The organism is Bacillus massilinigeriensis (genome assembly GCF_900117315.1).
GTDB lineage: Bacteria > Bacillota > Bacilli > Bacillales > Cytobacillaceae > Bacillus_BE > Bacillus_BE massilionigeriensis.
This window is the reverse complement of record NZ_LT630337.1, coordinates 3,849,157-3,869,216: the sequence shown is the minus strand read 5'-3', so window position 1 is coordinate 3,869,216 and position 20,060 is coordinate 3,849,157. Positions and strand designations below refer to the sequence as shown.

The following is a 20,060-nucleotide window of genomic DNA, read 5'->3' as shown; positions in this document are numbered from 1 at the left end:
TAGTTTATGACCGATTATGTGATGTCGAATGTGAAAAGTGTGGTGAAACTTTTTATTCCCAGCCTTATGATTTTGGAAGGAATATTAATTTAGTTAGAAAATCTATTTAAAAAGGAAACAATCAAATAGTTAAAATTTGAGTGGGAAATCAAAAAAACAATTGATCAAAAAATGGTCAATTGTTTTTTAATGTATCTTCTACCTCTTTTATTAATTCAGAAGGAGACATTTGTAGTTCTTTTGAAAGTTTAAAAATTGTATCTAAGGAAGGCTGTCTTTTACCTCTCTCCAATAAACTAATGAATGTCCTATCTAAATTACACCGAAATGCTAACTCTTCTTGATTTAGTCCGAGCTCTTTTCTACGAGTACTTAAAACAAATCCAAAGGCCTCTTCAGTCCCCATTAAATCACCGTCCTTTTTTGAATTCTTATTTAGAATTCAAAGGACGTCCACGGACTATAGTCTACAAGGAAGGAGCAGATTATGTTATTGTAGAAGTGATGACTATAGTCTACATTTCGAAAGGGAGTATGAATTTGTTTACTTATACTGAATTGCCATCAGATTTTTTTGAACGAAATTTAAGTGTTGAAGAACTGTATATTGAGCTCTATAAATACAAAGTGAAAAGCTCAGGAGAGAAAGGGTTTAAGGTTGATGGGAACTGGATTAGTGTAGAATCAATAAATCTAGAAAAGAGTAACGAGAATTTTTTTGTGCCATCTGTAATTTTCGGTTTAGATGAGAGTAGGGCAATAAGAGGAATTGATGTTATTATTTATACATACTTAGCAAAAGTAGCAAGTATAAAAAGATCTGGTGTTCTAAAGTTTGAAATTGGTGATTTATATAACAAAACAAAACTGAGGAAAACCCAGATTAAAACATCAATGAATAATCTTGTGAGAATGGGTATTATCATACCTGACAAAAAAAGTGGATACTACTTAATAGAGGAGTTAGACTTATTTTTCACAAACCCTGAACAGGTTATGGAAATTGAAAGTATGGCTAATTCCATCCTTAAAGATTGATGGGTTCACCCCCAATTACCTTAATGTTTCTTATAACATCAATTTTTTTCATTTTATGTAAAGTATCGGGCTGAAATATTATAGCTTAACTTAGGATATTGGGATTTTGATAGAGTTACGGGGCGATTGCTATGTCGGATATAGGTAGCTTTTGTTTACTTTATAAAAAGTGCAAGATATGTGGAGAAATAAAATACAAAACAGATTTTCCTCCATTGGGTGGGAAAAAGAATAAAGGTAAGAGAAGGTCATTCTGCAAGATCTGTAAAGAAAGGAGATATGAAGTTGTTCTAGATAATACTTTGATATATAGCTTTGACACATCAATTTTGAATAAAAATGAGCCAATAATCATAAGGGGTAGGACTAGTAATGATAAACGGTATGAGGACGTTATTAATTTAAAATTTGCAAGGATCTTAGTTGAAGCAGGCCGCGCAGGAATTGTTCATAAAGGATTAATACATAACTTATATACTAGGAAATCCTTCCGAATTATGATATTAGTGAGAGATAATTATACTTGTCACTATTGTGGGAATTATGGAGATACCGTAGACCATATAATCCCTAAATCAAAAGGGGGTTTAACTACACCTAAAAATTGTATCTGTGCTTGTAACGCCTGTAATAAAGAGAAAGCAGATCAGGATTATAATAATTTTCTTTTAAATTAGGTTTCTCATGTCCTTCTCTAAATAAGGTCCATAAGGAATTTAAATTACCGCTCTGTTACTATATAATTAGCAATGGAAAGTTTTTTATTGGATAGAATAAAAGTGGAGGTGTTTTTAAAATGAAACTTAATATCGAACAAATTAAAGAAATTATTCCACATCGTTACCCTTTTTTACTTATAGATTCAATTGAAGAATTAGAACCGGGTAAACGGGCTATTGGAAAGAAAAATCTTACAGCGAACGAGGAAGTTTTTAATGGCCATTTTCCTAATTACGCTGTCTTCCCAGGTGTCTTAACTCTAGAAGCATGTGCTCAAACTGGTGCGGTCGCACTTCTATCAATGCCAGAGTATGCAGGTAAGATTGCTTTCTTTGCAGGGGTAGAGAAGTGCAGATGGAAACGCCAAGTTCGACCTGGTGATACTCTTATTATGGAAGTTGAATTATTATCAATTCGTAGGGGAATCGGAAAAGGTAAGGCTGTTGCAAAAGTAGATGGTGAGACAGCTATGGAAGCTGAAATTATGTTTGCTGTTCAAAGCTAAACTACAATCTCCTTGTTTTTTATTATGTATAATTTTTTATTACATATTCATTTTATATTTTTTTAAAAGTTTTAAATGCATGTGTATATAAGAAAGTGTATACTGATAACAGTAAAATGTCCTTGGATTTAATGAATAAACACACTTAAGAACACATTAATCTACAACATATAACCCATGGCACTCGCGCAGGTTGGAGCTGTATCGGTATTAATCAAAGAAGAATATCGCGGAAAAATTGGTTTTTTTGCAGGAATCGACAATTGCCGTTTTAAAAGACAAGTCAAACCGGGCGACCAGCTTCGTTTAGAGGTGGAAATGCTACGACTCCGCAAATCCTTTGGCAAAGCGAAAGCAGTTGCTACGGTAGATGGAGAACTTGCTTGTGAAGCAGAGATTAGTTTTGGGTTTGGCCAGTAAAATCTTAAAAGGGGGAGCTGCGCTTTAAATGGGTGGCTCTTTTTTTATGGAGAAAGTTTGTATTGGCATGAATCCTTTTCGTGATGATAGTTCATGAAAAGCAGAAAACCCTCATCGCGGATAAAATGACCATTTCCGCGGATAAATTGCAAAAATCGCGGATATAATCCAAAAATCGCGGATAAAACAAAAAAATCGCGGATATCCATTTTTGGGCAGGCGGATATGCTCTTAGATTTCACAAAATGAACTTTGAATATGGAGGAAATTAGGTAAAATACTCTATCGTGTAAGTTTATGTTAAGCCGAAAAACCCTCATCGCGGATAAAATGACCATTTCCGCGGATAAATTGCAAAAATCGCGGATAAATCGAAAAAATCGCGGATATCCATATTCAAGCAGACAGAACTCCCCTTATATTTCACAATCACGCCCCCAAATAAGAATAAACCCACGTCAAATAACCAAATATTTGCTTCTTTCTTCATCCGCAAATCCCACCCATTCTCATCCACTTCCCGAGCATCTACACCCGTTTTTTTCCACCAAACACTATGAAAATCATTCACCTTAATGGGGCATGATAACAAAAGACCACCGGCAACCCGACGGTCAAACATAAATTCTGACATACCAATAAAGTCGAGCCAAATTAAGGATAGTCGAGAGAACAAATTCACAATACTTAAGGGCATTGTATAATCCTAATGCCCACGGGCAATCGACTGTCGCTCAGTCACCTCAGATTTTCTCAAAATGAAAGGAGTCTTAAACAAATGAAAAAGCTTTTATCGTTATTAGGTTGTTCTCTACTTTCAACGATGTTACTGGTTGGTTGTGGAACAGATGACGATCAGGATCCACCGCCAGAAAATCAAGTAGACGTGGGCAACCCGTCAGATGTCAATGATAATGTCGATAATGATGGAGATATCAACGACAACAATAATAATGGAGATAATAATGCAGATGTTGACGGCAACGATAATAATGGCGTAAATAACAACTTGGATCAAAAAGAAGATAATGATCAGAACACAGACAACGATGGGGATCCAGCATCTGATAACAATGATCCAGGCGAGGATGTCATTGAGGATAATAAGGATGCTGCCGATAATGACAATAAAGATCGTTAATAGGTAATTATTGGGGGATATATTGGGTTTAACTTACAATTATTAGAAATCCCAACCTTCTCAGACTGTAGAAGGAACCCCAAATCCTAACATACAAAAAAGAGGCTTACCACAAAGGTAGGCCTCTATACATTTACTTTAAAGGAGACACTTTCGGCTTCAATTGCATTTGCTCCTTAAATTCAGTTAACAAATCATCGCCCTGCAAGCCCTTTTCCATAAGATTCTGCAATAACAATTCTGCATACTCGCTTCTCATTCTCCGGAGGTTTCCTTTGAGGAGAACGCTTATGTGTTGATCCAAGACTTTGACATAATGTATTTTTGCTGTAAACGGAGCAGGGAAATTATCCTTTTTCGTGATAATTACTTGAATGTTAAGCATTTTTCCCTGATTTAATATATCCTGAAAATAATCGTTTTGGGACTTTGGAATATAAGCTTCAATTAACCAAGTATTGCTTTCATCTTCCTTGTTGATGATGAGGCCGTCATCTAGTGGTATATCCCTTAATCCGCTTTCCTCTTCAATTTGCAACGAGACTAATTTAAATGTTTTCACCTATTTTCCTCCCGTTCATCAACTTCCATTAATTTCTTAATTATAACATAGAACAAAAGGAATGCGAATTTGTCAAAAATTGTCGAACAAAACCTGTAGAATTTTGCAAAATTGAAAGTTCCTCCACTTTTTTTAAAATAAAAACCCACTTTGCTACCTCAAAATTCAATTTTTAAATAAAAAATGACCCCAAAATTGAATTTTCACCATTTTACCTATCAGTGTCCCTAGGTTTATGATAGTCCCATCCCCATTTTGAAAGGAGAGAGGATATGATTAATCAAGTAACATTAGTGGGGCGAATGACGAAGGATCCCGAGCTAAAAATTACCTTGGAAGGGACCTCAGTGGTCAATGTAACAATCGCTGTAAACAGGCATTACCGCAACCAAAGGGGAGAAATCGATGCTGATTTTGTGCAATGTACCCTATGGAGGAAAAATGCTGAGAACACAGCCTTGTACTGCAAGAAGGGCTCCCTAATCGGGATTACCGGAAGAATTCAAACGAGGTCCTATGAAAATCAAGACCAGAAAAGGATTTATGTAACGGAGGTGATTGCTGAATCCATTCGCTTTTTAGACCCGAAAAAGGCGGATACGAAGGAGGAAATGAAAAAGGATGTGGTTTTATCATGAACAATCAAGGGAAGGAGGTTTTCTATTTGTGAGGAATCACATGAATAGGTTTACCACCGGGTTTTGTCCTTCATAACCATGATGAGAGACACTTTAATTGGATTGCAACCAGTATTTGTCCTTCATAACCATGATGAGAGACACTTTAATTGGATTGCAACCAGTATTTGTCCTTCATAACCATGATGAGAGACACTTTAATTGGATCGCAACCAGTATTTGTCCTTCATACCCGTGATGAGAGCCACTTTAATTGGTTCCCAACTAAGTTTTGTCCTTCATAGCCTTGATGAAAGCCACATTAATTGGATCGCAACCAGTATTTGTCCTTCATAGGCGTGATGAAAGCCATTTTAATTGGATTGCAACCAGTATTTGTCCTTCATAACCGCGATGAGAGACACTTTAATTGGTTCCCAACTAAGTTTTGTCCTTCATAGCCTTTATGAAAGCCACATTAATTGGATTGCAACCAGTATTTGTCCTTCATAAGCGTGATGAAAGCCACATTAATTGGATCGCAACCAGTATTTGTCCTTCATACCCGTGATGAAAGCCACATTAATTGGATTGCAACCAGTATTTGTCATTCATAACCGTAATGAAAGACACTTTCAATTGAAAATGTTACCTATTCCAAAATCTCAACAGGTTTCTATGATAAGGAGGTTTTTTAAGATGGACGAAAAAAAGAATCTCGAAACAAGTATTGAGCTATTAATCGAGCATCTAATCAAAATGCTAGGGAAATCGAATGAAAAGGTAGTTGAACTTAGCAAAAGGGTTAGCCAGCTCGAATTTATCATTCTCCAATCTATACAATTGAACTCCCCCAGGAAACAACGCTATACAGTAATCACCACCTCAAACCGACAGTTAATAAAACGAGAAGCCCTCAAACAATTTCAGTAAAAAGGACCCTTCGTATAATGGAGGCTTCTTATGAAAAAATAATAAAGGAGCTGGTGGGGAAAATTTGAATATTCACTTTCAAATTGCCATGAAAATCACTCATTCAAAAACTCATTCCCCCATTAGAGAGAATCAATGACATCCTCATACCTTCCCCCATTTCTTCCGGTTGATCAAATGCCGGGATTTTTTTTTGTATATTTTTTTAACTTAAGGTTCTGTTAAACTTGAATGTTGATTTCCGTTCCAGGCGTGAGCGGTTCGCGAGCGTGACGGGGAGCTTACCTCTAGCTAACGCTCCTGCGGGGTCTCCCCTGCCCCGTTTTCCCGCAGGACATTGAAATCGCTTCATTGATAAAACTCCGCACGATAAAAATACTTTAGCATTTTTAGAGGAGTCTTCGCGCCTTCCACTCCAATCAACACGTCTTAATATCAACAATGAACTTTAACACAGCCTAACAAAAAAAACAGGCACTTTAATAGATGCCTGCAAAAAAATATCCAAAAAAACCACAAATCCAACCGCCCACTTGTCCAACTACCGATTCTGCTTAATCCCCCTAACAAACGCACCCAACACTTCCGCAGCATGCTTAATACTTTTATCATCCAATGTATATAGCTCAAGCAAGGCCTTTTTCAAGTTTGGCTCTCTTTTTAGGAGCTTTTGAATGATATCGAGCTCCAGTTTTTCCGTTTCCTCTGTTAAGGTATAAACCGTGTTAGAATCAGAAGGTATGTCATTAGGGTCCAACTCATTCACTAGGTAGCTTTTATCAACGCCGTAGATTTCGGCCAACTCGACAACAGTTTGATAGTTTGGTACCGATTTTCCCGTTTCATATCGGCTGAGCGTTGTTCTGTCGACCTTCATTAAATTTGCAACAAATTTCTGAGACCAATTATGTTTATCCCGAAGCGATCTTAGCTTATCCGACAAAGCCATTCCATTGCACCACCGTTATGTAGTCTTAAGGTTAAACTTAACGGCAATCGTTGGAAAAAAGTCGAAGTGTGTGAAATATGCACGTAAATATATGTGAAAATCACGCACATGGGAATTTTTAGAAGGAATTTAGCAAAAATAGTCGAATAGTAGGATTAAATTATTTTGAAAAATAGGAGAGATGGTGGATGGAAAGCTTAGAAGTCTTCTCTCATATGGAGAGGGAGCTATGTTTACTTTGCATCAGTGACCAACAAAATAATAGTCAAATAGAAATCCATGAAAGACCAACATTCTATGATGCCCTGCAAGTACTCAAACCGCCTCTGAAACAGCAGAAGCAGTATCAAATTCTACCTCTTGGACCAATTACTTCACTCACATTTCTTTATAAGGACAAGAAAATTCAGAGAAAACTAGACATGATTATTGATTTACCTGCTAGAACAATTACCGTACAAGAAACGGAACCTTCCAATGCAAAAGCCTTTCGACTACTTTCCTACTTCATGGTGAAAAAGGACGACAAAGTAATGTTTATGACCCAAAAGCCGAACACGCCCTTTGGTGGGAAAATCAAAGAACCCTCGCCGACATGTCGAACGCGAGTATAATTAACAATATTAAAAGGAGCCAGTGATTGCTGGTTCCTTTTTCATTATACAAAAAAGAGGAATGTCCACATCCGACCCGACATTCCTCTCCACCAAAAATCAACTCAACAACACCAAATCCCGCAAATCATCTGTCGACAGCTCGGTAATCCAATGATCGTTCTGGATAATCTGATCATTCAGCGACTGCTTCTTCTCGAGCATGGCATCAATTTTTTCCTCTAACGTTCCAGTAGAAATAAATTTATGCACGTGAACGAATCGGCTCTGCCCAATCCGGTAGGCGCGGTCAGTTGCCTGATTCTCAACGGCCGGATTCCACCAACGGTCATAGTGGATAACATGATTGGCGGCGGTCAAATTCAGACCCGTTCCTCCAGCCTTCAACGATAAAATAAAAACAGGAAACTCACGGTTTTGGAAGGAGGCAATCATTGTGTCACGCTGACTCTTTGGTACACTCCCATTTAGAAACGGAACCTCAATCCCGTAATTTTTTTCTAAAACCTTCTTAATCATATTGCCCATTTCGATATACTGGGTAAAAATTAAACAGCTTTCCTTTTGGCCAAGAACAACCTCGACTAGTTCATTTAATTTCTCCAGCTTGCTTGAGCGTTCCAGAACCCCATGAGGCTTCGGCTCCTTCAAATAAAGGGCAGGGTGGTTGCAGAGCTGTTTCAAGCGGCTAAGCATCTGCAGGATCAAACCCTTTCTTTCAAAGCCAGACAGTTTTTCAATACTATCAAACGTATCGCGAACAAGCTGCTCATAAAGGGAGGCCTGCTCAACCGTTAACGGGCAGTATTCCTTTTGCTCGAGCTTATCCGGCAAATTCAAGGCAACCTCTTCATCCTTCTTCGACCGCCTTAGTAAAAATGGGCGAATGAGGGCTTGCAGCTCTTGAATCTTGGCTTTATCGTCATCCTTTTCGATGGGCAAAACAAAGCGTTTTTGAAAATGGGTCAGTCCACCTAAATAGCCATGATTGGTAAAATCAAAAATCGACCAAAGCTCAGATAAGCGGTTTTCCATCGGGGTCCCGGTTAAGGCGATATGATGCTGACCACGCAGCTTCCTTACCGCACGAGACTGCTTCGTATTGGCATTCTTAATATTTTGCGCTTCATCAATTGTAATCGTTCCCCATGTCAATGACTCGAATTCGGTAAAATCGAGGTGACTTAACCCATAGGAGGTGAGAACCACATCCGCAGCTCCAGCAATCCGGGCAAATTCCTCACCCTTCAAACGATTCGAACCATAGTGGAGATACACGTTCATGGACGGAGCGAAACGCTCGATTTCCTTTTGCCAGTTGCCGAGTACAGAGGTTGGGCAAATAATCAACGCTGGCCCAGCACCGGAATCTCTGGAAGAGCTGGCAACTGCATCTGGTCCAGAACTATCGTCAGAACTAGCAACAGCAACATCGCCATCCCCGGTCCCAGTCCCCTTACCAGAACGCTCACCATTCTCCTTCACCGACAACAAATAAGAAATCAACTGAATCGTCTTCCCAAGCCCCATATCATCAGCCAAAACCGCGCCAAATCCATACTTCCTCAAAAACAGCATCCAGCTCATCCCAAGAACCTGGTACGGCCTAAGCTCCCCACAAAATCCAGAAGGTACAGGCTCCAAAGGAATCGTCTTAATATCCTGGAGCTGAGAAATCATCTTCTTCCACGAGCGGTTCATCTCAATTTGAATCTTCGCAAAGGCCTTTGGATCATCAAGAGGATCAACCTCGGCATCACCGTCATTCATCAGCTCCTGTGCAATCAAATCACGAACGTGAAGCCCTTCTTTTTCCGCTTGCTTCATTAAATCCTGTATTTGCCGCACAAACCCTGGATCCAGCTTAATCCAACGCCCTCGTATAAACACAAGCCGACGCTTTTCCTCGACGAGCTGGGAGAACTCATCCTCCGATAACTCCACACCATTCATTGAAAAACGCCAGTCATAATCAAGCACCGCCTGAAGTCCAACGAAAGACGGGCGGTGACTGGCGCCAGTCCCCTTAACACGAGCCTTCATTTTCAAACTTGCGCTCTTCATCGCCTGCCACCAAGATGGAAGGAGAATCTCCACACCTAGGGCAAGCAAAATTTCACTGGAATCCGTCAAAAACTCCCAGGCTTCATTCTCCGTCAGCTCCGAAGAAATTCCTCGGTGGCCACGAAGCCAAGGGAAGAGGCGAATCCAGCGCTCCTGCTCACGGTCAACAACGTCAAGATCATCCAACCAACCAGCCGGCATATTTGAATCATCCCCAGCATCGACCACTAAGCCAGGCTCTTCTTTTCCTCGTAAAAAAATCCCCAAATCCCAGCTGCCATCCACATCCTCCGGTTCCACCAATCGAAGTCCAATCGTAAATGGTACATCAGAGGCCTTCAACCCAAGCCACTCCGACCAGGTTTCCTCATCAAAATAAGCAGCCAAAGTAGCCGGTGGAATTTGCTGTTGCTGTAAAGCCTTAATTTTATCGCCAAAATGCTCTCGCAAATCCTGATTTTTCTCCAAATAGGAATTTAGAGAGTGATGGAACCATTCATGGACAAAGCTTTGGACCGGAATCGCCTCGCCATCAGATGCCTCAATCGTCTGCTCCCAGAAGGAGGGGCCGAATTCCTGCTGAACGCTCTCTGGCAGGGCCCAGCGAAATTCGCTCTCCTCCCAAGCATGAAAGTCAGGGAGCCATTCCTTTTCTAAAATCGCATCATATATGGAATGGGCAGCAGACAAACAGATATGCGAATTTTCATCCCAGCTCCAATGGATAAATGGATTGAAATCCTCCTTGGCAAGCATCGTGACAAGCTGCCAGCCATTTGTCGTAACCCCGCGAATCCCGTTTACCTCTGCATCGGTCAGCATCGTGCCGTAAAAGCTTTCCTCATGACGGGAAAATAGGAGATACTTCCATGAGGTTGGCTCGAGATATTGATCCTTGCTATTTTGAGCGGTTATTAAATATCGATCCTTTAGTGGTTGTATATTCACTTTCAAAGTTCTTGTTTTAAGCATCGATTAGCTTACTCCTTTTACATTCTTCCTGAAAAGCACGCAGCCTACGCGTTGATTGCAATAACTGCGCAAGAAAGGACTCCCAATCCTCAAGTCGCTTCATTTTTCTATAAAGTGTTCGCAGCTTCTTCAATTGCTTTACGGCCTCGCGGTAATTGCTGCGATTTTTCAAATCAATATTCTTTTGAATCGATTGATGATAGAGCGGGAGGAGCACAATAGGCTCTTCCTTCGCGATCGTTTTAACGGTGTCGCTCGAAACCGAACTAATGTCAAAACCTAAATAAGTAATCAGCTCGCTCCATCTCTGATATTTCCTCTGATCGATTAAAAAATACTCATAGTTTCGCGCACTGAACGGCAGTGTCTGCACGAGCATTTTCTCAAATCGCTCCATATCCTGACTCTCTTCGCAGTAATTTGCGATCACACCCAAGGCCATCCTCGTGAAATCAATACAGGCATACGGATCATGAAGGTCCTCCAAGTAATCACGAATAATGGTGATCAGCTGGTCAATATAGCTCTCCATTCGCTTCCATTCTTTTTGAATTTCAAGAATCTGTAGCCATAAAAGCAGATAGGGAGCAGCCATTGTATGAATCTTTGCCAAAAGTGAAAGGGCATCGTCATCAAGACCCAATAAAATCTGCTGATGAATAATCCCGATGATCAGTGAAAAATTATCCTTTTCCGTCTTCTGGCTAGCGATTAACCGCTCCAATTCCTGCTCGCGCCACTCCCTTTTTCTAAAAAAGGTCGTCCAGAGCATTCGATAATTGTCGAGCCTCTCAAATTCAAGCTCTGGTCCACTAGCAAGTAGCAGAGAGCAATCCTCCCTCAAACGCTCAAGGAAAGGGTCAAAGGCAAACGGCAACGCCTGCACATGCAAGCGATTGATACAATCCTCCATATCATCGGCCAGTTTGAGAAAAACATGACGGTAATAGCGACTAATTTCCTCCTCGGAGTGTCCGAGCTCTCGGCTCAACTGGAACAGTCGGTTAAATGAAAAAACGGAGCCGATTAATAGGTAAAGCTGCTTCCATTCCTGCTCAGTTGGTGCCCCAGCCCGAATTCTCCTTTTATAAACATGGAATAATTCCGGAATAATATACGGATTTAAATGTCTTTTCCCCTGCATGATTGTCTGAAAGCTTTCCTCAAAGGTCGAAATCCATTGGTCGTAATCCTGCTTAACCGCCCCAGCCTTTTTCAGCAAATCCTTTGCCTTCTGGATGCCCCACTGAGAGGCTGCTTCCCGCTCACGTAACGGCTGCCGCCATTCCTCCACCCAATTCGACACGCTGTCCACATTGGCATATACATGGAAGAAAGTCGCCAGCTGATGACGGCAAAAAACATCTGCCGGACATGAGCAAACACTTTGCATAACAAAATCTAAGTCCACTACAACCGGAACAGGAGTCACATCCTGAACGATGGCCGTAATCTGATTATTTTCTAATCGAACCTTTGAAACAAGGCCCTGTCTATAAAGAAGAAGCCCTTTCTGCACAAGTCGGGCGTCTTCCTCATTTTCTGGTCGTAAAAGTTCCTTCCATTGAATAGCAGCACCCCTTAAAAGCTCAGCGCTCTGCTCTGGAATCGGCGGCATACCCGCACCCCCTAAATCAATTTGCCGGTTAAAATTTCCGATTTCTAAAATTCAATTATAACATTTCTTGGGCAAACACCGCATTATGGGTTACAATGATATTGTCATTTGTTGTCAATAGGGGGTTTGGTTTTGTTTGGGAGAGGCTGGTTTGTAGAGGGGTCATGTTGTGAGGATGTTTGATTTTTGGGAGTGAAGGGATTTCTTTGTGAGTAAGTGGTTGTTTTCGCGAACGGGAGCTATATTTTGCGAATAAATCAAAATTATTGCGAGAAAAGAAGGATTTTCGCGAATAAACGAGGGAAATCGCGAATAAATTTCCGGTTCGCGAATAAAATTTAATTTTCGCGAGTAAATTTCATATTTCGCGAATAAAACTGGACTTTTCGCGAATAAATTTGAAATTTCGCGAATAAATGGTCGATTTTCGCGAATAAACCCCAACTTCGGGGCAAAAATCATCTCGCGACTACTAAAAAAACAAACATACTAGCAAAAATACAATATTCCAAAGCAAAAAATCCTATTTTTTATCAAATTTCCTTTTCAAAACCAGCAAAAATCCAGCTAATCTATCAAGCTGAGATCAACATATTACATTTATTTAATCAAACCATGAAATAAAACCAGCAACACTCAATGGATTTCTCAAATTTCCTTTTCAAAACCAGTAAAAAAACAACTAATCTATCAAGTTCAGATTGAAATAGTTCATTTAGTTAAACAAACCATCTAATAAAATCAGCAACAATCAAAGTATTTATCCAAAATCCAGCAAAATCACTACCAGGAGGTCCCTATGTATTATCGTGTTCAGCTTTTTCGTGGAATCGTTCAACCTAATATTTGTTCTTACCAGCTACAGAAAGCAGAACAGATCACATCGTTGGTGAAGAAAACGATTTTGCTTTTTGTTTGTAGCATCATAATCTTTGGGCTTAGCGCTTATTTTGGGATTGGCAATGAATCGATTTCAAAATCTATCAACCAATTTTCGGCCGCTCAGTTTGAAGCGCATAAGGCATGGTTTGCTATTGGCCAGGTTCTGTGGGGAACCGTGTGGACAGGCTTTATTATCTTTTTCCCGGCTCTCTTATTTTGGATTTTCACAGATTTAGAGTATAGGAAGCTAGTAGTATTGCAGTTGTTCATAACCACGATTTTGTTGGTAGAAAAAGCAATCTTCATCCCGTTCCAGTTAACACTTGGACTTGATGATCACTCCTCGCCATTTTCCCTAGGAGTCATCTTTCAATACGTAACAAATAACGAATTTATCATTGGATTTTTCGGGGCGATCACTCTATTTAAAGTAGGGGCCATGTTTCTACAATATTATTATTTGAAGGAGTTAACGGATAAAACTTCGAAACAGCTTCTTTTCATCATTTTGGCTATCAATCTTTTTTTCTGGCTTTTTTCAGCTATGCTTTCCACAATCGATTTAGACAGACTTATTTAAAGGGGGTTGGCAGAGATGAACTGGAAGAAGTGGACAAAAGCAGGATTAGCATGTGTGTTTATCGCAGGGAATACATATTTAATTGTTCAATCCGATAGTCCAATCAAACGGTCGAATGCAGTGGACGAGTGGACTGCCGTTAAACAAGAAGACTTGGTAAGTACGAAAAAGGCAAAGGGAATTATCATGCCGACCGAAGAGCAGCACATCTATTTGGATCAAAATGTGGGAACATTCGGGAAGTTCCTTGTTTCTGAAGGCGATGAGGTTCAGGCCGGAACTCCACTTTTCGAATATTCTTCCGTAAATGGGGAGGCAAGGAAACAGCAGCTTGAGGCAGAATCGACTCGTTTGGAAAAAGAAATCTCAGGAATCGATGCAAGCATTAGTGAGCTTGAGGATTTAATTGCAGACCTACCTAATAAAACAAAGAGTGAAAAAGAATCCAAGAGAATGCTAGAAGCTTCAATTAAACAAGACATCCAAAATAAAGAACTGCAGAAAAGTAGATTGCAGGCAGAGGCCGATAAATATGAAGACCTAATAACGGCTGAGGAGGATCACCTATCTAACTTAACCGTAACTAGTGAGATTGATGGGGTCGTTAAGAGCGTTAGCCAAGACCTGAAAAATCCAGTTGTCACGATTGCCTCCAATGATCAGCAGATTGAGGGCGTTCTAAAAGAAAAAGAGCTCCGGTCGGTTGCAGAGGAAATGAAGGTCTACGCTTATTCGGAGAGCGCGAAGCAAAAGATAGAAGGAACGATTTCAAAAATTGCCTCTCTGCCAGTAGGGAAGGTAGAGGTGAAGAAGGAAAGTGAGTATCCGTTTATTGTAACCCTGAATGAGAATGTAGAAGGCCTGATTCATGGGTCACATGTGCAGATGAATATTATAAGAAAAGAGGAGCTTGGGGCTCTGACTCTTCCTGCTAGTGTAATAGATCAGGGGAAGAAGAATTCATATGTATATGAACTGAAGGAAAATGGGGTTGTTGAGAAGCGGAAGATTGAGGAAGGCCTTCGATTGGGAGATCGACAGGGTCTTGCGAGCGGGGTTAGCAAGAATCAGATTGTTGCCGCGGAGCCTAATAAAATAGTAAAGGGATCTAGTTATTTCACTCCGTTGAAGGTGGAGCGGTTGAATAAGAAGAATCTTCTTACTGAAATAAGGAAGAAGGATATTTTGAGGTATATTGGAAAAGGATTTTTGGCGAAGTAATCAAAGGGGGTGCCTGCCACAGGTGCCCTTTTCTCGTTCACACAAAAAAGGTCAGCCCCCACACCTGGAGCTGACCTTTCCACTTTTTACTTCAATCTCTTAAACCCGACAAAATGCTCTTTATAATAAGTACTAGTCAAATTCGAAATAACCACACCAGCCGAAGAACTAGCATGAATAAATTCATTGTTTCCTAGATAGATTCCTAAATGGGAGATGCCAGTTGTATTTGGGTCTGTATTTTGAAAGAATACGAGATCTCCAACGATAGGCTTGTCCACGTTTGCTGCAGCATCATAGTATCCCTTAGATGATAGACGATCGATGCTAATCCCTGCTGCATTGAAGACATAAAAAACAAATCCGCTGCAGTCGAAACCGCTTTTTGTCGTTCCAGCGTAAAGGTAAGGGACGCCAATGAGGCTTTTAGCCGTAGAAACAAGCTTGAAATCAGTAGAAGAATCCTTCTCATCCGTGCCAGATTTAGGATCTTCACTATTAACTTTAACAGGAGAAGTAACCTTAAGCTTTTGCCCAGCATATATTCTATCTGATGATAGTTTATTTAATTCCTTCAGCTTTTGGACAGTCATGTTTGCCTTAAGGGCAATCCCGCTTAATGTGTCTCCGGAGACAACAGTATAGGAATAGGTTTTCACCTGTGGTGCCTTAGCTGCTTCCTTTACAGTCGCCTTTTTACTAGTTACCGGTTTAGAAACCTTTAAGGTTTGTCCCACTTTGATCACATCAGACTTAAGCTTATTCCAGGATTTCAGCTGGGTAACAGTCACCTTGTATTTCGCTGCGATTTTGCTAAGGGAATCGCCTTTCTTTACTTTATAGGTTTTTACCTTTGCAGCGGTCTTGGAGGCGCTGGTTGGTTTTGTAACGGTTAACTTTTGATTGATCCGTATCACATCAGATTTTAAATGGTTGATCGTTTTTAAATCCTTCAAGCTGATATGATATTTTTTTGCTATATAGGAAAGAGTATCTCCCTTTTTCACGGTATATGTGGCTGCTTGTGCATTGGATACAATAGCAGACGACAAAAGAGCTACCGCGGCGAGTGATGCGATTTTTTTCTTCATACTTCGTCACCCTCCAGGCTTATTTTCACTCCAGTGATCTGAATATCATTCAGACTGGAAAAATTAATCGTTTTCACTAGCTATAATTTTATCATAATTTCTGGTAGATTAGAGGATTTTGTAGAAAAATAGGAAAATAATCATTGAGTTTCTTTATAAATAGAAAAAATAATATTTATATCAAATGAAGGATGGGAAATATTTTTGGGAAGGAATAAGCATTTAGTAGAAAAATTCAAAAATATTTAACATTTATATTTATAAGAAATTAGAAGAATTTGAACAGATTTTTTTATAAGATAAATAAAAATCATGGATATGTTAGGAAATTGATGTGACGCAAGGTTCAGAGTCTATTTCCCTATGTTTTAGGAATAATCATGCAGGTTAGAACATATATAAATAGAGTGTAAATTTCCATATCATGGGTACAAGGGATATATATTGAAACAATACCATTAATTTCGCCCATTTTTTTGGAAATTATTCCGAAAACAAGCAAATAAAAGCTAGAAATTCGTTGAGATTTGTATTATTATAGGTTTACAAGAATGATTTGGGAAATAAACTAGATTGTTCTTGTACTCATATTTTTGTACTACCAATTAGGATTTATTGGAGATATTGTTTTACATTTCCTAGTTAATCTAGTACAATTAATGTTAGTTTGTAAGTCATTAGGATTCTATTAAAATACATACATATTTAATCCTGATGCACTACTTTAGATATCGAAAGGAGAAACAAATCAATGACGAAAAAGAAAGCAATTAAAGTTATCGCTGCTTCTGCAATCGCTGCATCATCATTCGCAGCTGTAGCTCCTAACAATGCGGACGCTGCTAGCAAAAGCATCAGCACTCAAGTAAAAGAATCAAAAACAACTATGCGTAACGCAATGGTGGCATACTATGATGCTCCAAGTTACGTAAAAGCTTCAGTGATGGAAAAACACATCCAAAAAGCTAAAGATTCATACAACAAAACTAAGGCAAATGTTAAGAAATCTAAGTACAGCTACAAACAAAGACTTGCTTGGGTAACAGATCTTACAAAAACTTACAAGAAATATGTTGGAAATGCGGTTAAATACCAAAATGCTATCAAAGCTGCTTATGCTGCTAAATTAGACATTTTAAAACAACTTGAAGCTGCTAACGCAGCAGTAACTGCTAAAGATTTAGCAAAAGCTGAAGAAGCAGTAGCTGCTATCAACAAAGCTCTAGAAGATCAAGCATACGCAATCAAAGCTGGCGTTGTTGGAGCTGCTCCAGAAGGACATGTATTAGCTGCTTATAATGCACCATTAGCTGCTCAAGCTGAAACTTTAGCTGCTGATGTTGCTAAGCTTAAAGAAGAATTAGCTACTCCTGCAGTTCAATCTGTAAGTGCGATTAACAATAAGACATTAGTGGTTAAATTCAACAAAGAAATTGACGAAAATACATTAAATACAACAAACATCGCTCGTAGTGGTTCTGGTACAGCTGCGTTTTCATCTGGTACAGTTTATCAATTATCAACTGATAAGAAAACTGTAACTGTTTTCCTTTCAACAGCTGCTGCTCAACAAGAAAAGGTTGAAGTTGTAGTTAAAGATGTAAAAACTACTGACGGTTCAACTGTTCCAACTTACAAGCAAGATGTTGTTTTCTTTGATAATGCTGCACCAGAAGTTTCTGATGTAAAAGTAACTGGTAAAAACACAGTTAAAGTATACTTCTCTGAAGCATTAGCAGTAGCTCCAACTGCAAAGATTACTATGAATAATGTAGTATATCAACCAGCTGTATCTTTAAATAGTACTGGTACTGAGGGTACTATTACTTTACCAGTTGATATGGTAGATGGAAATCACTCTATCGAAGTTAGTGGAGGACAAGACTTTGCTCAATCTCCAGGATTTGGAATTAACAAAGTTACTAAACAGTTCACTTATGTAAAGGATACAACTGCTGTTAAAGCAACAGTTAAAACATCAACTGAAACAAGTGTAACACTTAAATTCAACAAGCCAATTCCTGATATTTCTTCAAATGCAGTTGCTCAATACCTAGTATTCTCTCATGGATACAAAGGTTACAACGCAGTAACTAATAATGGTACAGCCTTCTCTGGTGGTTCTGTTACTAAGATTGCAGATGATGAATATAAAGTAACATTCAATCAGCCATTAGCTCCGGGTGCTACAACACTTTATTTTGACTATGCTGCAAACACTGCTGATGCTAACAAAGTAAAAGACGGTTTTGGTAATATTCTCGAACCATTTACTGTAACTGTAAACACTTCAGCAGACTTTGTTAAACCAGTGCTTAACAATGTTGAATTCAAGGATGCTAATACATTAAAGGTTGTTTATTCTGAAGTTGTAAACGATGCATCTACTTCAGGTGCTAATAGTGCTACAAACCCTGCCAACTATGTATTAAAAGATGCGGATGGTAAGATTGTTAACGTAAGCTCTATTGCAAATCCTTCTGGAGACCATAAGACATTTGAATTGACTACGTCAACTTTAAATGGTGGTACTTATACTTTAGAAGTTAAAAATGTTGCAGACGTATCAGTTGCTGCTAATAAAATTGACACAGTAACTAAGTCTTTTGTTGCAACAGATAAAGTTGCTCCAACTGTAAATACTGCAGCTACTGTTCTTGGAACTAAGAAAATCAAAATCAAATTCAGTGAAGCAATGGATAAAGCTTCAATTGAAGATAAATCTATGTATAACGTAGATTCAAAAGTAAAAATTACTGCGTCTGCTGATAATAAATCAGTTGTATTAGATTACACTGACGTTACTGGATCTATTGATTTTACAACAGGTGGTCCAACAACTATTCAAGTGGGTCAAGTTAAAGATGCTGCTGGTAATAAGACTTCTAATTTCGTAACATCAGTTACTGTTACTCATACAGCTGCAACTGTTGTACTTGACAAGGTTGAAGCAGTATCACTTACAAAGCTTAAATTATATGTTGATGATGTTGTAACTGTTAATGCTAGTGCGAAAATTGCAGTATCTGCAGATAACGGTACTAACTATACACTTGCAAACATTGAGAGTTCAACAATTATTGGTGGACAAACAATTATTACTGTTGAGGTTCCTGCGGCAATTGCTTTAGCAGCTGGTAATACAGAAGTTGCTGGTGTTAAAGTTGCTACTGGTACTGTTTCTGGTACTACATTAACTCCAGGATCTATCTCAGGAATCACAAACGCAGATGGAGCACAACTTAACATTGTTGCAACTACTGTTGAAGACAAAGTTGGTCCATCAGTTGTTTCACGTACAACTAAAGACCTCGATGCAGATGGTAAAATTGATGCAGTAGAGGTTGTATTCTCTGAGAATTTATTTGCAGGTTCTGTTACTGCAAGTGATTTCCAAGTAGAAGGATATGTAATTGAAGGTGTAAGTTCAATCGTTAATGGTTCTGGAAATGCTACAGTAACATTAGCATTAAAAGAGGGTGCAAATAACGATACTGCTGCCACACCAAAAGTAACTGTATCAGGACAAGTAGAAGATTTATTACGTAATGCATCTACTGCTGAATCAACAGCTACTGCTGCTGTAGACGGTGCTGCTGCTGTTATAACTTCAGCTGTTTACAACTTAGTAGGAGCTGCTCATAAAGTAGTAATTACATTCTCTGAAGCTGTTACAGATGAGTCAGCAACTCCTGCAGCAATTGCGAGTGGAGATATTCTATTTACTGATGGTGGAGCTGGTTCTGCGACTATCTCAACAGTTGCTCATGTACTAGGCTCTAACACAGTTGAATTAACACTGAGTGCAGCTCCGACAGCTGGCGCAACTGTAAATGCTGTAGCTACAAAAGTTGAAGATGCTGCTGGTAATGCATCTGCTACAACAACTAAAACAATTTCTGGACTATAAGTTTTAACTGAAGTTCTTTAATAGGATTGGTAGACATAATTTAATGTCTTTCTTGGAAAGCTCTGTGGAGAAAAAATCTCTGAGGGACACGGGGACAGGTTCCTTGTCCCTCCCCTTTATCCAATAATTTGTGAGGGACACGGGGACAGGTTCCTCGTCCCAGCACGAAAGTGCTGATAGTGGAAGGAAAGCTCATTCGGGAGAAATCTCAGAATGGGCTTTT

At 39.3% G+C, this 20,060-nt stretch carries 17 protein-coding genes and 1 pseudogene; 11 read left to right on the top strand and 7 right to left on the bottom strand.

All coding sequences use genetic code 11. From position 1 onward, the window contains the following. Window positions 1-175: 175 nt before the first annotated feature. A complete protein-coding gene (locus tag BQ6100_RS19080) occupies window positions 176-406 on the bottom strand; it encodes a helix-turn-helix domain-containing protein (RefSeq protein ID WP_075983112.1) in 231 nt (76 codons plus the stop codon). Between the two features lie 152 nt (window positions 407-558). Between BQ6100_RS19080 and BQ6100_RS19075 the strand changes: the two genes are divergently transcribed. The 4 genes and pseudogenes from BQ6100_RS19075 to BQ6100_RS19060 form a co-directional block, all read left to right on the top strand. Next, window positions 559-1,038: a hypothetical protein gene (locus BQ6100_RS19075; RefSeq protein WP_159433181.1), complete on the top strand. Its 480-nt coding sequence runs from the start codon at window positions 559-561 to the stop codon at window positions 1,036-1,038. A 131-nt stretch (window positions 1,039-1,169) separates the two neighbouring features. Then, window positions 1,170-1,715: an HNH endonuclease gene (locus BQ6100_RS21010; RefSeq protein WP_097677934.1), complete on the top strand. Its 546-nt coding sequence runs from the start codon at window positions 1,170-1,172 to the stop codon at window positions 1,713-1,715. Between the two features lie 119 nt (window positions 1,716-1,834). After that, the gene (gene fabZ, locus BQ6100_RS19065) at window positions 1,835-2,263 is read left to right on the top strand and encodes a 3-hydroxyacyl-ACP dehydratase FabZ (RefSeq protein WP_075983110.1); all 429 of its coding nucleotides are present in this window, start codon (window positions 1,835-1,837) and stop codon (window positions 2,261-2,263) included. A 180-nt stretch (window positions 2,264-2,443) separates the two neighbouring features. Then, window positions 2,444-2,683 (top strand): annotated as a pseudogene (locus BQ6100_RS19060) (hotdog domain-containing protein); the annotation flags it as partial. 316 nt (window positions 2,684-2,999) lie between these two features. Here the strand turns inward: BQ6100_RS19060 and BQ6100_RS19055 are convergent. Then, window positions 3,000-3,380 carry a hypothetical protein gene (locus BQ6100_RS19055; protein WP_075983108.1) on the bottom strand — a complete coding sequence of 127 codons (381 nt, stop codon included), beginning with the start codon at window positions 3,378-3,380 and terminating at the stop codon, window positions 3,000-3,002. Between the two features lie 81 nt (window positions 3,381-3,461). Between BQ6100_RS19055 and BQ6100_RS19050 the strand changes: the two genes are divergently transcribed. Beyond that, window positions 3,462-3,824 carry a hypothetical protein gene (locus tag BQ6100_RS19050; protein ID WP_075983107.1) on the top strand — a complete coding sequence of 121 codons (363 nt, stop codon included), beginning with the start codon at window positions 3,462-3,464 and terminating at the stop codon, window positions 3,822-3,824. Between the two features lie 133 nt (window positions 3,825-3,957). Here the strand turns inward: BQ6100_RS19050 and BQ6100_RS19045 are convergent, their stop codons facing one another. After that, window positions 3,958-4,386 carry a YwpF-like family protein gene (locus tag BQ6100_RS19045; RefSeq protein ID WP_075983106.1) on the bottom strand — a complete coding sequence of 143 codons (429 nt, stop codon included), beginning with the start codon at window positions 4,384-4,386 and terminating at the stop codon, window positions 3,958-3,960. A gap of 272 nt (window positions 4,387-4,658) precedes the next feature. On the opposite strand from BQ6100_RS19045, the gene ssb reads away from it, so the two are divergent. Continuing rightward, on the top strand, window positions 4,659-5,024 hold the full coding sequence (gene ssb, locus BQ6100_RS19040; RefSeq protein WP_075983105.1) for a single-stranded DNA-binding protein: 366 nt from the start codon (window positions 4,659-4,661) through the stop codon (window positions 5,022-5,024). A gap of 678 nt (window positions 5,025-5,702) precedes the next feature. Next, a complete protein-coding gene (locus BQ6100_RS19035) occupies window positions 5,703-5,936 on the top strand; it encodes a hypothetical protein (protein WP_075983104.1) in 234 nt (77 codons plus the stop codon). 541 nt (window positions 5,937-6,477) lie between these two features. Here BQ6100_RS19035 and BQ6100_RS19030 read toward each other — a convergent pair. Next, the gene (locus BQ6100_RS19030; RefSeq protein WP_075983103.1) at window positions 6,478-6,885 is read right to left on the bottom strand and encodes a helix-turn-helix domain-containing protein; all 408 of its coding nucleotides are present in this window, start codon (window positions 6,883-6,885) and stop codon (window positions 6,478-6,480) included. 188 nt (window positions 6,886-7,073) lie between these two features. Between BQ6100_RS19030 and BQ6100_RS19025 the strand changes: the two genes are divergently transcribed. Continuing rightward, window positions 7,074-7,499, top strand: a complete 426-nt coding sequence (locus tag BQ6100_RS19025; protein WP_075983102.1) for a hypothetical protein — start codon at window positions 7,074-7,076, stop codon at window positions 7,497-7,499. A gap of 99 nt (window positions 7,500-7,598) precedes the next feature. Here the strand turns inward: BQ6100_RS19025 and BQ6100_RS19020 are convergent, their stop codons facing one another. Both BQ6100_RS19020 and BQ6100_RS19015 read right to left on the bottom strand, forming a co-directional pair. After that, window positions 7,599-10,535 (bottom strand): DEAD/DEAH box helicase, encoded by a 2,937-nt coding sequence (locus BQ6100_RS19020; RefSeq protein WP_075983101.1) that lies wholly within the window; start codon window positions 10,533-10,535, stop codon window positions 7,599-7,601. Further along, window positions 10,528-12,153, bottom strand: coding sequence for a hypothetical protein (locus tag BQ6100_RS19015; protein WP_075983100.1), 1,626 nt, complete (start codon window positions 12,151-12,153; stop codon window positions 10,528-10,530). Before BQ6100_RS19015 ends, BQ6100_RS19020 begins: the two co-directional genes overlap by 8 nt. A 799-nt stretch (window positions 12,154-12,952) precedes the next feature. Between BQ6100_RS19015 and BQ6100_RS19010 the strand changes: the two genes are divergently transcribed. Both BQ6100_RS19010 and BQ6100_RS19005 read left to right on the top strand, forming a co-directional pair. Beyond that, complete coding sequence (locus tag BQ6100_RS19010) at window positions 12,953-13,615, top strand: hypothetical protein (RefSeq protein ID WP_075983099.1); 663 nt, start codon at window positions 12,953-12,955, stop codon at window positions 13,613-13,615. Between the two features lie 15 nt (window positions 13,616-13,630). Beyond that, on the top strand, window positions 13,631-14,836 hold the full coding sequence (locus tag BQ6100_RS19005; RefSeq protein WP_075983098.1) for an efflux RND transporter periplasmic adaptor subunit: 1,206 nt from the start codon (window positions 13,631-13,633) through the stop codon (window positions 14,834-14,836). A gap of 86 nt (window positions 14,837-14,922) precedes the next feature. On the opposite strand, the gene BQ6100_RS19000 is transcribed toward BQ6100_RS19005, so the two are convergent. Continuing rightward, window positions 14,923-15,927 (bottom strand): C40 family peptidase, encoded by a 1,005-nt coding sequence (locus tag BQ6100_RS19000; protein WP_075983097.1) that lies wholly within the window; start codon window positions 15,925-15,927, stop codon window positions 14,923-14,925. Between the two features lie 751 nt (window positions 15,928-16,678). Between BQ6100_RS19000 and BQ6100_RS18995 the strand changes: the two genes are divergently transcribed. Continuing rightward, on the top strand, window positions 16,679-19,837 hold the full coding sequence (locus tag BQ6100_RS18995; protein ID WP_075983096.1) for an Ig-like domain-containing protein: 3,159 nt from the start codon (window positions 16,679-16,681) through the stop codon (window positions 19,835-19,837). The last annotated feature ends 223 nt before the right edge of the window (window positions 19,838-20,060 follow it).